The sequence below is a fragment of the Streptomyces sp. NPDC051976 genome (assembly GCF_040680795.1).
In the GTDB taxonomy this organism is placed as follows: Bacteria; Actinomycetota; Actinomycetes; order Streptomycetales; family Streptomycetaceae; genus Actinacidiphila.
This window is the reverse complement of sequence record NZ_JBFAXL010000006.1, coordinates 194,911-209,090: the sequence shown is the minus strand read 5'-3', so window position 1 is coordinate 209,090 and position 14,180 is coordinate 194,911. Positions and strand designations below refer to the sequence as shown.

Here is a 14,180-nt window from a genome sequence, read left to right as displayed (position 1 = left end):
GCGGGCGGGAAGCGGCCACCCTCGCGCCCGTCAGTCGTTGAGCGCCCCCAGGACGCCCGCGAGCTGCCGTAGCGGCTCCGGACCTATCACGCGTAGTACGACGGTGTCGGCGCCCGCCGAAGCGAGCTGCCGTACGTCGTCGGCGGCTTGCGCGACGCCGCCGGAGACGGTGAACACCGATGCGGCGGGGCGTCCGAGCCAGGTGCCTTGCGCCTCGGTGACGGGGCTCAGCCGGTGTGCGACCTTCTCGGTGTCGTCGCCCACACCGCAGAAGGCGAAGACCGTCACGTCGTGTCCGGCCTTGCCCCGCTCCCGGGCCAGAGCGCGGACGTGTGCCACATCCCGCGGGCCGTGCCCTTCGGCGATCAGCGTCCCGTCAGCGACCCGGACCGACAACTCCAGTGACCGGGGGCGTACGACGCCCGCGACCACAAGCGGGGGTTCGGCGGGCGGATGGACGAGCCGCACGCCGTCGAGCTGTACCTCCCTGCCCCGCAGGTCCACCCGCTCACCGCGCAGCAGCGCGCGTACGGAGACGATCGTCTCCTCCAGCAGCGCCAGCGGCGAGCGGGCGGAGACTCCCGCCATGGCCATCCACTCGGGAACCCCGTGCCCGATCCCGGCCACGAGCCGACCGGGATACGTACGGGTCAGCGTCGCCAGTTCCATCGCCAGCAGCGCCGGGCTGCGCAGTGGCGCGGGCATGATGCCGATGCCCACCCGCAGCCGCCGCGTCGCCCCCAGCGCCATCGCGGCAGCGGAGATGCCGCCGTTCCAGCCGAGGTCCTCGACCACCCACAGGTCGTCGACTCCGAGCTCCTCGGCCTCCCGCGCGAAACCGGGCAGCCCTTCGGGCGCCCAGTCGCGGTCGTAGATCACGCCCGTGCGGACGGTCATGTGTGCCTCACCTCTCAGATCGGCCGCCGCACTCGGCGTCCTTCACTTGCCGATGCCGACGGTCATGCCCTGGATGATCCTCGTGCCGAGCCAGGAGAACAGGGCGAGCATCGGCGCGAGGATGATGCAGATACCGGCGAACATGGTGCCGTAGTCCAGCCCGTTGATCTGCTGGGTGGCGAGGAACGCCTTCAGCGCCACCGGCAGGGTGATCTTGTCCTGGCTCTGGGTGAGGACGACCGCGAACAGCGTCTCGTTCCACGCCCCGATGAACTGCAGCAGGAACGCGGTGATCAGGCCGCCGCGGGCGACGGGGACGATGACCTGGACGAAGGTGCGCACCGCTCCGGCACCGTCGATGACCGCGGCCTCCTCCAGGACTTCGGGGACACCGGCGAAGAACCCGGTGAGCAGATAGACCGTGAAGGGCATGGCCAGACCGGTGTAGACGATGATCAGACCGGTGTGGGTGTCGACCAGGTTGGCCTTGGCCAGACCGACGAACATCGGCACGATCAGTACCTGCCCCGGCACCCCCAGGCCCATCGCGAACGTCATCGTCAGGGCCGAGGTGGTGCGGGTGCGGCGGCGTGCCAGCACGTAGGCGCACGGGGCCGCCAGGGCGATGGCCAGTGCCGAGGAGAGGGTGGCGTTGATGAGGCTGTTGACGGCGGCCTGGCCGAAACCGCCGTCACCGAACGCCTTGGCGTAGTTGCCGAACCTCGGCCGGCCGGGCAGCCCGAAGGGGTGGTGGAGGATGTCGTGGCTGCCGCGCAGCGAGGTGAGGGCGACCCACGCGAGCAGCACGATGTCGGCGGCCACGACAGCCCACACGATCCCTGTGCCGACCCGCATCGCCGGGCCCGCGGCGTTGCGTCTGTTGCGCATGGCCTTGCGTCCCTTTCTTGTTCGGTGGGGTTCAGAACTGGATGGCGTCGCGGCGCATGAGCCGTCGCAGCACCACGGTGATCAGGGCGACCATGACCAGACTGACGATGGACGCCGCGGTGGCCATGCCCAGTGCGGGAGTGCTCTGCGGCGGGAACGCCTCCTCGTACACGTACATCGCGGTGTTCCATGACTGGGCGGGCGGGGCCTGCCCGGAGTTGTCGCCGCCGAACACGAGGATCAGCTCGAAGATCTTCACCGAGCTGACCGTCCACAGCACCGCGCAGACACTGATGACGTCCCACGCCAGCGGCAGCGTGATGTGCCGGAAGCGCTGGAAGGCGTTCGCGCCGTCCAGTTCGGCGGCCTCGTAGAGGTAGGGCGGGATCTGGTCGACGGCGGCCATGATGATCGCCGTGTAGTAGCCGGTCGCGGTCCACACCAGCGTCCCCACGATCATCGGGAACAGGTTGTCGGTGGAGAGCCACTTCGGTGGAGTGGAGAACCCCAGGCCGTGCAGGATCCGGTTGACCGGGCCGTCGGGCGAGAACAGGAACCCGGCCAGGACACCGAACACCATGGCGTTGACCAGGCACGGGAAGAAGATCACCGAGCGGGCGAACAGCTTGCCCCACATCTCGCGGAGCACCAGCGTCAGCGCGAAGCTGATGACGAACGTGCACGCGCCGCCGATGAAGAGGATCTCCAGCGTGTTGGTCAGCGAGGACCGGAAGAACGAGTCCTCGAACAGGACCTGATAGTTCTTCAGCCCGCGCCACTGCTTGGGCCCCATCCCGTCCCACTTGTACAGGCTGGTCCAGGCCGCGTACCCGATCGGCACGAGGAAGATGACGGTGTACGTGATCAGTGCGGGAGCCGCGAACGGCCAGAACATGCGACGCCGCTGGCGCTCCATGGGAGCCTGCGAGCCGCGTGGCGGGCGGGGGGAGCCCCGCCCGGGCCGCGCGGCCCGGGGAGACTCGGTCATCAGGTCGGTCATGGGAGCGTCAGCCCTGCGTCTTCCAGTAGGCGACCTGGTCCGACTTCACCTTGGCCACGAACTGCTCCGCGGAGATCTTCCCGTGCCACAGGTCCAGGAAGTGCGGGTTGAAGACCTTGTCCATGATGGCGCCGGCCTGCCCGTCGTAGGTCAGCCGGACCGCGTTGCCGTCGAGCGCCTTCTGCACGTCGGCGAGGTCCGCCGGGGCGGCGACGTCGGTGCGGGTGGTGATGCTGTCCGCGTTCGTCGCCAGGTTCTGCAGGACCTTCTTCTGCAGGAAGTACGCGATGAACTTCTCGGCGGCCTCGGGGTGCTTGGCCCGCTTCGGTATGGAGAAGCCGAAGGTCATCGAGTCGGGGGCGGTCACCCCGGGCGGCAGCATCGCGCCGTACTTCCAGCCCGCTGCGACCTCCTTGCCCGTCTCCGAGGTGGCCCAGCTGCCCGTCATCCAGAACGCGTCCTTGCCGGACGCCCAGGCGGTCTCCTGTGCCGGGGCCTTGGTCGCGTCGTAACCGGGGACGATGTAGCCGCCCTTGACCAGCTGCTCGGTCTGCTGAGCCGCCTTCAGCACGGCGGGGTTGTCCCATGCCTTGCCGGTCTTGTCGTTGGTGAGGTCCGCGAAGCTGACGCCCTGCGCGTTGAGCTGGTAGTCGAACTGCAGACCGTTGGTCCACGCGTCCTCGCCCTCGGACGCCAGACAGGGCTTCTTCTTGGCCTTGAGCGCGTCGCAGACCTTGATGAAGTCCGCCCAGGTGGCAGGCGGCGTGGGCATGGCGGCCCGGATGTCGGGGTCGGCCGCGTTGTAGAACAGTTCGGCCGAGTCGACGATGTACGGGATCACGTAGTTCTGCACGCCGGACGGGTCCTTGGGCAGGACCTTGCTGTACTTGGCGGGGATGACGTCCCCGACGGTCTTGCCCTCGCCGGGGACCGGCAGCGACAGTACGGAGGTCAGATCCCGCGCCTGGCCCGCGGACGCGGTCTGGCCGTAGATCACGTCGGAGCCCTGGTCCCACAGGTCGGGCGCCCGGTTGGCGGCGATGGCGGGGCCGATGTTCGCGCGGACGTCGCGGCCGACGAACTGGACCTTCACCTTGACGCCGGTGTCGGCGGTGAACTGGTCGATCGCGGCCTTGATCGCCTTGCCCTGGGGCTCGTCGGCCCGCCACATCGACCAGTAGGTGAAGCTGTCGGCCTTGGCGCCGCTGTCGCTGGAACTGCCGCCGCACGCGGCCGCGGTGAGCGCGAAGGCCGCCGCGGTGGCGACCGCCAGAGCGGTACGGGTACGTCTCTTGGTGCTGTGCATCGTTCGAGCCTTTCGGTGAATCGATCGTTGCGGTGAGGGTGGGGTGGTGCGGTGCTCAGTCCACGGAGAAGTGCAGGGTGAACTGGGCGGGTACGGCGTGCAGGGCGTGGGAGGCGGGGAGTTCGGGGCCGCAGGCGGCGCTGCCCAGGCCGTGGTGGTCGTGGTCGAGGTGCACGTGGATGCGGCCGTCGCGGCGCAGCTCGTGCGTGTGGTTAGCCGCGGCCAGGGCGGCGGTGCTCCACGGCCGTACGGTGAGGTCGATGTGGGGGTCTCCGGCGATCAGGAATCCCGACCGCCCGGCGCGGGCGATCCTGGCCTGCCGGACGTGGCGCCGGTTGCCGTTCTCCTGGGGCCGGACGTAGGGGGTCTGCATCGCGGACACCGAGCTGCGGTACCAGCCGAGCCGGGCCGCCGTGTCGGAGTCCTTGTACGCCTCTCCCGGTCCCAGTCCGAGCCATTCGACGTCGGCGTCGTCGCCGGGAAGTGACAGGGCGACGCCGAGCCGGGGCAGCGGGACGGGCCAGTCGCCTTCGGGCGTCACCGTCACCTGGAGGCGCAGCTGGTGCGGCTGGGGGCTGTTGCCGGTGTCGGGGGCGGTCCAGCGGTAGACGACGCGCAGTCCGCACTGCGATCCGGCGGCGGCCAGGCGGGCGGTGACGACGACGCCGTGGTTGTCCGGCCGGACGTTGAGCGTCCTGTGCTTCATCCGGTCCAGGCCCTCGCGGCGCCATGCGGTGATCTGGGGTTCGCCCGCCACATTGATCAGGTCGTTGTCGATGGGCGCGCGCCAAATCTCCAACTGCGGGCCGTGCAGGTCGAGTTCGCCGAGCCGGCGGAGTACGCCGGTGCGGGGGTCGAACTGCCCGGGACCGAGGGTGAGGGAGCCGGAGCGGACGAGGGGGGCGGCCGAGGTGACGGGTTCGTCGTAGCGGCCGGTGGTGACCGTGCCCTGCGTCCAGGCGACTTCGTGTCCTGCCGGTGCCCAGCTCTCGTCGTGGGCGAGGCGCGCGGAGACGGTGAGCCAGGCGTCGCAGCCGGAGTCGGCTTTGACCGTCGCGTCGACCGCGGCGGCGAGGTCGGACGGCCAGGGCAGGGTCGCGCGGTCGCCGGGCCGCAGTGCCACCGTCAGGTCGCCGCCGCAGACGGGCCGGCCGTCCTCCTCCAGGGTCCACAGGAAGCGCAGGTGGCGGGTGTCGCGTGCGTGGTAGCGGTTGTGGAGGTGCAGCACGCGCTCGGCCATGTCGACGCGGATGCGGACCGGCTCGATGACCTTCTTGAACTCCGCCAGGGCGGGGGAGGGTGTCCTGTCGGGGAAGAGCAGTCCGTCGCACACGAAGTTGCCGTCGTGGATCTCCTCGCCGAAGTCGCCGCCGTAGGCGTGGAACGGTGTGCCGTCCGGCGCGGTGCGGGAGATCCCGTGGTCGATCCACTCCCAGACGAAGCCGCCTGCCAGCCGGGGATGTGTGTCGATCACGTCCTGGTAGTCCGCCAGGCCGCCGGGGCCGTTGCCCATGGCGTGCGCGTACTCGCACAGGATGAAGGGCAGGGAGCGGCGGTGGGCGTCGTCGGCCGGGTCCGGTGTAGGCGGTTCGCGGTGGCGGCCGATGCGTTCGAGTTCCTCCAGGCCGGTGTACATCTGGCTGTACAGGTCGGTGTAGGAGCAGCTCTCGTGGTCGCCCTCGTAGTGGATGAGCCGGGTGTCGTCGCGTTCGCGGATCCACGCGGCGGCGGCGGCCAGGTTGGAGCCGGTACCCGACTCGTTGCCGACCGACCAGACGGCGATGCAGGGGTGGTTCTTGTCGCGTTCGACCAGGCGCTGGGTGCGGTCGAGGACGGCGGGCAGCCAGGAGGGGTCGTCGCTGGGGTTGCCGCGCCAGCCGCCCGGCTCGAAGCCGTGGGTCTCCAGGTCTCCCTCGTCGATGACCCACAGTCCGTGCTCGTCGCACAGGTCGAGGAAGCGGCGGTCGGGCGGGTAGTGGCTGGCGCGCACCGCGTTGATGTTGTGCCGCTTCATCAGCAGGACGTCGTCGAGCATGGTGGCCTCGGACAGGGTCCTGCCGGTCAGGGGGTGCCACTCGTGCCGGTTGACGCCGTGAAAGGTCAGGGGGCGGCCGTTGGCGGTCAGTACGCCGTCGGTGACGGCGATGGTGCGGAAGCCGATGCGCAGCGGGATGTGCTCGCCGTCGTCGGTGACCAGTTCGCCGGTGTAGAGCCGGGGTTGGTCGGCGGACCACGGGATGACGCCGGCGACGATGTGCGGTCCGGCCGGGTCCACCTCGTGCAGTGCCAGTCCGGGTACGGTCAGGCGGGTGGTGGCCGGGGCGGTGGTGGTGACCGACAGGCTGCCGCGGCCGGTGGTGTGGTCGTAGTCGGCCCGGACGAAGTAGTCCTCCAGGCCGCGGGCGATCACCGACACGGGCCGGAAGATGCCCGAAAGCCACCACATGTCCTGGTCTTCCAGGTAGCTGCCGGACGACCACTGGTGGACCCGTACGGCCAGCAGGTTGCGTCCCGGGCGCAGTGCGGCGGAGGCGTCGAACTCGGTGGGCAGGCGGCTGCCTTTGCCGTCGCCCAGCCTGACGCCGTTGAGCCACACCGCGAAGGCGGAGTCGACACCCTCGAAGCGCAGCACAGCGCGGTCGCGGGGGAAGTCGGCGGGGACGTCGAAGCGGTGGCGGTACTCGCCGGTCGGGTTCTGCTCGGGGGTGCGGGGCGGATCGACAGGGAACGGGTAGGAGATGTTGGTGTACGCCGGTGTGCCGTAGCGCTGGGAGCCGGGCAGGCCCGCCATCTGCCAGCAGGACGGCACCTGGAGGAGGTCCCAGCCCTCGTCGTCGAAGGCGGCTTCGGCGAAGCCGTCGGTCAGCTCGTCCAGCCCCGGTGCCAGGCGGAACCGCCACGCGGCGTCGAGCGCGATCGTAGGGACGTCGGAGGCGAACGCGGAGCGCGGGGGCAGCCGTCCGCTGCCGGGCGACGGGTCGTCGACGTATGCGGTCGGGTCGGAGGTGTTCATGATGCGGGGCTTTCTCTCGGATCATCCCGAAGCGGGGATGACGACGGCGGCGGGGGCGTCGGGGCCGGGCCGCTGAAGGGTGTGCGGAGCCGAGGACCGGCCGACTGCCGTGCGTCGGGGGTCCGCAACCGCGAGGAGACGGGGTCGCCGTCCGCCCGTTTGTGTCAGGCCGCGGGGCGCGGCCGGGCGCTGCTCGCCCGGACGATCAGGGTCGGGCGCAGCAGGGAGATGGCGTTGACCGGGGGCTGCCCGGCCTCGACGGCGCGCAGCAGCAGTTCCACGGCGTGCTGGGCCATCTCGCGCTTGGGGAACGCGACGGTGGTCAGCATCGGTTCGACGTGTCCGACTTGGGCGATGTCGTCGAAGCCCACGACGGAGACGTCGTCGGGGACGCGGCGCCCGGAGCGGGCCACGGCTTCCAGCGCGCCGAGCGCGAGGATGTCGTGGGTGGCGAAGATCGCCGTGATATCGGGGTGCTCGGCCAGTGCTTTGGTGGCCGCGGCGAAGCCGCCTTCGGCGTCGTCGCTGGTCCTCCTGAACACCATGCGGTCGTCGATGGTCAGTCCGTCGGAGGCGAACGCCCGCCGCAGTCCCGCCAGCCGGGGTGCGTGCGAGGGCAGGTCGGCGACCACGGCGATCTTCTTGTGGCCGAGTTCGCGCAGGTGGCGGCCGGCGAGGTAGCCGGCGTTCTCGTAGTCGACGGACACCACCGGCAGGGTGTGCGGCGGGTCCAGTTCCCACGCGAACAGGGCGACGGGGAACTTCGCTTCGGCGAGCAGGGGGAGCTGCTGCGCCACGCCGGTGTCACCGGCGACGAGCAGGGCGTCCACCGACCGGGCGGTGAGGTTCTCCAGGTGCTTGCGGGCCCACTCGGGGTCGTCGCGCGTGGTGGCGAGCAGCAGGTTGTAGCCGTGGCGCACCAGCACGTTCTCCACCTCCTCGACGACCTCGGAATAGAAGGGATTGGCGACGGAGGGGACGAACAGCCCGACCGTCATGGTCGCGCCGGTCCGCAGTGACCTGGCCAGCAGGTTCGGCGTGTAGCCGAGCTCCTTGATCGCGGCCTGGACCCTGGCGGCCGTCTCCGGCCGCACCGACTTGCCCGACAGCACGTTGGAGACGCTCTGCTTGGTGACCCCCGCACGGGCGGCTACCTCTGCCATGGTCACCACGAGCAACCTCCTGCGTTTATCGATCCACGAACGTGGGTGTCACGGTAGGGCCCCGCCCGGTCGAACGGCAAGCTTTCCCGTGAATCTCGTAATCCACCCGTTACGGGATGCCACTGCTTCGCAGGGCCGGGGGCGGCCAGTGCTCGACATACTGACTGGTCAGGACGCATTTATGGCGTGAGTCAGGATTTCTCGGTGCACGGCCATTGACGCGTTCTGAAACACAGACTTAGCATCCGTCCAACGCTGAGCGACGTGGACCGGTCAACGACATGAGCCGCGCGTAGCGCCGAATCACCCATCCACGATGCCGGAGCCGCCCGCAGGCGGCGGCACCGTACATCCGGCCGAGGAGTGGCACGTGTCGCAACACCACCGATTCCTCAAGCGGCCCTCGGTAAGGGGCCTCGTGGTCCTGGCGGCTGCCGCGGTGGCCACCGGTACGATCGCCGCCGCCGTATGGCCCGCCGCCGGCGGGACGCGGTCGCAGGACGCCGTGGCGTACGACGTCCTGCACCGCGCCCCCGCACCGGGCACCCTGCACCTGGTGGCGTTCCTGGCGACACAGCCGGACACCGCCGCCACCGCGTCGCGCAGCCAGGCCGTCGCACTCCAGAGCCTGCAGACGCAGTACGGCGCCAAGGGTCTGACGACCGAGATCATCGACGAGAGCGGCGCGTCCGTGGACGCCCTCGTCAACACCTACTACGACTGGCAGCTCGGTACCGTCCGGCTGCTGCCGGATCCCACCGGAAAGCTCGCCCAGCGCCACGCCGTGCACAATCTGCCGACCGTGGTCCTCAGCGATGCGAACGGAACCGTGGTGAAGCGCTGGGACGCACCCGTGCTCACCGTCGAGGTCGCCCAGGCCCTCACCGGCCGGCTCACCGGCTGACCGCGGACCCGTAAACGGCCCTCCCTGCCGCCCGCCGCGGCGCCTCCCCGCTGACCGGGCGCGGGACCGTACGCCCCCGCCCGATCGGCCGGTGGTGCCATCGGCCGGACTCCGCATGCCTTCCTCCGCGGGCGGACCCTGTGCGTTCTCCGCTCCGCCCGTCCCACCCTCACAGAAGGAGAAGTACGTGTCGCCACACCACCCGCCCCGCGCCCGCTGGCGCAGACGCCTGGCGGCTCTGGCCGCCGCCGTGTCGCTCCCGGCCGCCATGGTGACCCTCGCCGCGGCCGCCCCCGCACAAGCGGCGGGAACCGCGCACTACGTCAACTGCTCCAAGGCGAGCAACGGCAAGGGCACCCAGTCCAGCCCGTGGAACTCGCTGGCCACGGTCAACGCCACGACCTTCAGGGCGGGCGACCAGATCCTGTTCGCGCGCGGCACCACCTGCAACGGCACCCTCGCACCCAAGGGCTCCGGCGCCTCCGGGGCGCCGATCGTCGTGGACACGTACGGAACCGGCGCGAAGCCAATCATCGCCGGAGGCGGCGCCTCGGACGCGGTACTGCTGACCAACCAGCAGTACTGGGAGATCCGCAACCTTGAGGTGACCAACCACGGCGCGACCGCCGCCAACCGCCGCGGCGTCCACATCATGCTGACCGACTACGGCACAGGCAACCACTACCGGCTGACGAACCTCACCGTCCACGACGTGAACGGCGACGGCGTCAAGGACCTCAACGGCAGCTCGGGCATCCAGTTCGACGTCTTCGGCACAGCCGTCAAGACGAAGTTCAACGACGTGGTCGTCGACGGCAACGACGTCCACACCGTCGACCGCTCCGGCATCAACATGTCGACGACCTGGAAGTGCCGGGCATCGATCGGCTGGCCGGCCCCCTGCCAGAGCGGCGTGACGAACTACTACCCGTGGACCGGGTTCGTCGTGCAGAACAACACCGTGCACGACATCGGCGGCGACGGCATCGTGATGCAGTACACCCAGGACGGAGTGGCACAGCACAACGTGGCCTACGACACGGCCGCACGCTGGTACGGCTCCAACGCCGCCATCTGGGACTGGAACGCCGACAACGTCACCTTCCAGTACAACGAGGCGTACCACACCCACAAGTTGCCCGACAACGGCGACGGCATGGCCTGGGACGCCGACTACGGCACCGACCACACCGTCTACCAGTACAACTACAGCCACGACAACGAAGGCGGCATGGCGATGTTCTGCGGCTGCGGCGGCGCAGGGACATCAACCACCAACGCCGTCTTCCGCTACAACGTCAGCCAGAACGACGCCGGTCAGGTCCTGCGCGACGCGGGCGAGAACAACGGCTGGTTCTACAACAACACCGTCTACGAACCCGCGGGTTCCACCGCCAACATCCTCACCAGCGGCCGTTCCTCCCTCACCGTGGCCAACAACATCTTCGTCAACAACGGCTCGGGCGGCTACGACTACAGCGGCACCCGGTTCACCGACAACATCATGACCGGCAACACCTCCGGCATCCCCTCGGGCCAGATCACCGCGGACCCGCAACTGCAGTCACCCGGCAGCGGCGGCACCGGCATCGGTACGGTGAACGGCTACCAGCTCACCGCCGGTTCGCCCGCCATCGGTGCCGGCCGTGTCATCCCCGACAACGGCGGCCGCGACTACTGGGGCCACCACGTGCCGAGCGTCTGCGCCCCCGACATCGGCGCCGACCAGCTGTCCACGCCCAATGACGCCTCGTGCGGGCTGGTGAACAACGGCGGCTTCGAGTCCGGAACGCTTCCCCCCTGGTACGCCTGGAACTCCGCCTCCGTCACCACCGGCAACGCACACTCCGGCACCCACGCGCTCCAGGTCGGCTCCGCACCGGCCTCCGCGGAACAGGTCATCGCCCTGGCTCCCAGCACCACCTACCAGCTGACCGGGTGGGCGAAGGCCGGCACCGCGGGGGAGGAGGTCCAGATCGGAGTGAAGGACTACGGCGGCAGCGAGGTGCTCACCTCGGTGACCGGCACCTCGTACACCGGCGCGGACCTGATCTTCCGCACCGGCCCGTCCGACACCCAGGCCACGGTCTACTGCTACAAGGCGGGCGGTTCCGGGCTCGGCTACTGCGACGACATCTCCGTGAAGGCCGCCACCATGCCCACCGGGGTCTTCAAGAACGGCCCGAGCGGGCGGTGCGCCGACATCCCCGGCGGGAACACATCTGACGGCACCCAGGCCGATCTGTGGGACTGCAACGGCGGCGCCAACCAGTTCTTCGCCGACTACAGCGACGGCACCCTGCGCACCCTCGGCAAGTGCCTGACCGCGGCGTCCAGCGCCTCCCTGACCCCGGTCACCCTCGCCACCTGCGGCACCTCACCCGGGCAGAACTGGACCTACAACGCGACCGCCCAGACGCTGAGCCCCTTCAGCGGCATGTGCCTGGACGCCTCGGGCGGCGGCACGGGCAACGGCACCCCGCTGATCCTGTACGCGTGCAGCGGCGCCGCCAACCAGCAGTGGGCGCAGACCGGCCCGTAACCCTCGCGCGCCGATCCCCTCCCTTCACCTCACCCGAACACAAGGAGCCGCTATGCCTTCGTCAGCGAGAACCGGACCGAGAACGAGACCGAGAACGAGAACCGCCTTCCTGGCAGTGCTCTTCCTGCTGCTGGGCACGGCCGTGGGGCTCGTTCCCCACCCGGCCCAGGCCGCGACGACCACCTCGATCACCGTCGACGGCAAGGGCACGGGCCTGGCCTTCGACGGAGTGGGCGCCATCAGCGGCGGCGGCGGCAACTCCCGGCTGCTGGCCGACTACCCCGAACCGCAGCGCAGCCAGCTGCTGGACTACCTGTTCAAGCCCGGCTACGGCGCCTCGCTGCAGATCCTGAAGATCGAGATCGGCGGCGACACCAACTCCACCGACGGGGCCGAAGCCAGCCACGAGCACACCCGCGGCACGGTCGACTGCAACCAGGGCTACGAATGGTGGCTGGCCGCGCAGGCCAAGGCGCGCAACCCCAACATCAAGATCTACGGCCTGGCGTGGGGCGCTCCCGGCTGGATCGGCAACGGCAACTTCTGGTCCCAGGACATGATCGACTACCTCATGAGCTGGTTCGGCTGCGCGACACAGCACGGACTGGGCATCGACTACCTCGGCGGCTGGAACGAACGCGGCTACAACGCCTCCTGGTACGAGAACCTCAAGAGCACCCTGGTCTCCCACGGCTACACCACCAAGGTCGTCGGCGCGGACGACAACTGGAACATCGCCGACAGCATGACCACCGACTCCGCCCTGAAGTCGGCGGTCGACATCGTCGGTGTGCACTACCCCTGTGGTTACCTGTCGGACCAGGGTTCGTGCCCCAGCACCGCCAACGCCCAGTCCCTGGGCAAGCCGCTGTGGGCCAGCGAGAACGGCTCGCAGGACTACAACGCCGGGGCGAGCGCCGTCGCGCGGGCCATCAACCGCGACTACATCGACGGGAAGATGACGGCCTACATCAACTGGCCGGTCATCGCCGCCCTCTACCCCAACCTGTTCTTCTCCACCGACGGCATGTCGCTGGCCAACCAGCCGTGGAGCGGCAACTACTCGATCGGCAAGAGCACCTGGGTCACCGCCCAGACCACGCAGTTCACCAAGCCCGGCTGGCACTACATCGACAGCGCTGGCGGCTACCTCGGCGGCGACCGGTCCAACGGCAGCTACGTCTCCCTGAAGTCCACCAACAACTCCGACTACTCCACGATCCTGGAAACGGCGGACGCCACCGCCTCCCAGACGGCCACCTTCCACATCACCGGCGGACTGTCCACCAAGCAGGTCCACGTCTGGGCGACGAACCTCAACTCCGGCAGCACCGCGGACTACTTCGTCCACCAGCGGGACGTCACCCCGAGCAGGTCCGCCTACACCCTCACCCTCCAGCCCGGCTACGTCTACTCCGTGACCACCACCACCGGCCAGGGCAAGGGCACGGCGACCCCGCCCGCGGCCGCGGCCATGACGCTGCCGTACTCCGACACCTTCGAGACCCCCGCCACCACCACCTCGCCGAAGTACTTCACCGACATGAACGGCGCTTTCCGGACGGTTGCCTGCGGCGGCGGCCGTACCGGCACCTGCGTGCGCCAGATGGCCCCCACCACCCCGATCCGCTGGACCGACGAGCCCAACGACTCCCCGTACACGATCATGGGCGACGGTTCCTGGACCAACTACACGGTCAAGGCCGACACCCTGCTCGAACAGCCCGGCACCGTCGAGCTGCTCGGCCGGGTCAACACGCAGGGCCGCAACAACAACGGCCTGAACGCGTACCACTTCCGGGTGAGCGACACCGGTGCCTGGTCCCTGGTCAAGACCGACACCTCCTGGAACGAGACCACCCTGGCAAGCGGCACCACCACCGCGCTGGGAACCAACACCTGGCACACGGTCACGCTGACCATGCAGGGCTCCACGATCTCGGCCGGCGTCGACGGCACCCAGGTGGGCAGCGCCACCGACCTGTCGTTCACCAACGGCCAGGCCGGTCTGGGCGTGCACGGCTACCAGACCGAGCAGTTCGACAACTTCTCCCTCACCCCCGGCACACCCGCCCCGCCGCACACCGGACCGATCACCTCGGGCCTGGCAGGAAAGTGCGTCGACGACGACGCTGACTCCAGCACCAACGGCGCCAAGGTGCAGCTGTGGGACTGCGACGGGTACTCCGCCCAGGTGTGGACCTGGTCCAACGGCAGCATCACCCACAACGGCAAGTGCCTGGACGTCACAGGCGCGGGCAAGAACAACGGCACCCTCGTCGAGCTGTGGGACTGCAACGGCGGCCCCAACCAGCAGTGGGCACCCCAGCAGGACGGCTCCCTGAAGAGCGCCGACTCCGGCCGCTGCCTCGACGACCCGGGGCAGTCCACGACCAACGGCACCGCGCTGGAGATCTGGGACTGCAACGGCGGCACCAACCAGCAGTGGCACCTGCCGTAGCGGCAT

9 protein-coding genes are annotated in these 14,180 nt (G+C 69.6%); 3 read left to right on the top strand and 6 right to left on the bottom strand.

Annotated features, from left to right (window positions below; translation table 11 throughout):
- Window positions 1–30: 30 nt before the first annotated feature.
- The 6 genes from AB0M29_RS09620 to AB0M29_RS09595 all read right to left on the bottom strand — a co-directional run bounded on the left by AB0M29_RS09620 (window position 31) and on the right by AB0M29_RS09595 (window position 8,267).
- Window positions 31–897: an LLM class flavin-dependent oxidoreductase gene (locus AB0M29_RS09620; RefSeq protein ID WP_365381417.1), complete on the bottom strand. Its 867-nt coding sequence runs from the start codon at window positions 895–897 to the stop codon at window positions 31–33.
- A 42-nt stretch (window positions 898–939) separates the two neighbouring features.
- Window positions 940–1,785: a carbohydrate ABC transporter permease gene (locus AB0M29_RS09615; RefSeq protein ID WP_365381415.1), complete on the bottom strand. Its 846-nt coding sequence runs from the start codon at window positions 1,783–1,785 to the stop codon at window positions 940–942.
- Window positions 1,786–1,816: 31 nt separating this feature from the next.
- The gene (locus AB0M29_RS09610) at window positions 1,817–2,773 is read right to left on the bottom strand and encodes a sugar ABC transporter permease (RefSeq protein WP_365381414.1); all 957 of its coding nucleotides are present in this window, start codon (window positions 2,771–2,773) and stop codon (window positions 1,817–1,819) included.
- Window positions 2,774–2,792: 19 nt separating this feature from the next.
- The gene (locus tag AB0M29_RS09605) at window positions 2,793–4,091 is read right to left on the bottom strand and encodes an extracellular solute-binding protein (RefSeq protein WP_365381413.1); all 1,299 of its coding nucleotides are present in this window, start codon (window positions 4,089–4,091) and stop codon (window positions 2,793–2,795) included.
- A gap of 55 nt (window positions 4,092–4,146) precedes the next feature.
- The gene (locus tag AB0M29_RS09600; RefSeq protein WP_365381411.1) at window positions 4,147–7,104 is read right to left on the bottom strand and encodes a glycoside hydrolase family 2 TIM barrel-domain containing protein; all 2,958 of its coding nucleotides are present in this window, start codon (window positions 7,102–7,104) and stop codon (window positions 4,147–4,149) included.
- A gap of 164 nt (window positions 7,105–7,268) precedes the next feature.
- Window positions 7,269–8,267 (bottom strand): LacI family DNA-binding transcriptional regulator, encoded by a 999-nt coding sequence (locus AB0M29_RS09595; RefSeq protein ID WP_365381579.1) that lies wholly within the window; start codon window positions 8,265–8,267, stop codon window positions 7,269–7,271.
- A 370-nt stretch (window positions 8,268–8,637) separates the two neighbouring features.
- Here AB0M29_RS09595 and AB0M29_RS09590 point away from each other — a divergent pair, with 370 nt between their 5' ends.
- From AB0M29_RS09590 to AB0M29_RS09580, 3 genes are all read left to right on the top strand, one after another.
- A complete protein-coding gene (locus tag AB0M29_RS09590; protein ID WP_365381409.1) occupies window positions 8,638–9,171 on the top strand; it encodes a hypothetical protein in 534 nt (177 codons plus the stop codon).
- Between the two features lie 187 nt (window positions 9,172–9,358).
- Window positions 9,359–11,713 carry a ricin-type beta-trefoil lectin domain protein gene (locus AB0M29_RS09585; RefSeq protein WP_365381407.1) on the top strand — a complete coding sequence of 785 codons (2,355 nt, stop codon included), beginning with the start codon at window positions 9,359–9,361 and terminating at the stop codon, window positions 11,711–11,713.
- Between the two features lie 52 nt (window positions 11,714–11,765).
- Window positions 11,766–14,174, top strand: a complete 2,409-nt coding sequence (locus AB0M29_RS09580) for a ricin-type beta-trefoil lectin domain protein (protein ID WP_365381405.1) — start codon at window positions 11,766–11,768, stop codon at window positions 14,172–14,174.
- Window positions 14,175–14,180: the final 6 nt, after the last annotated feature.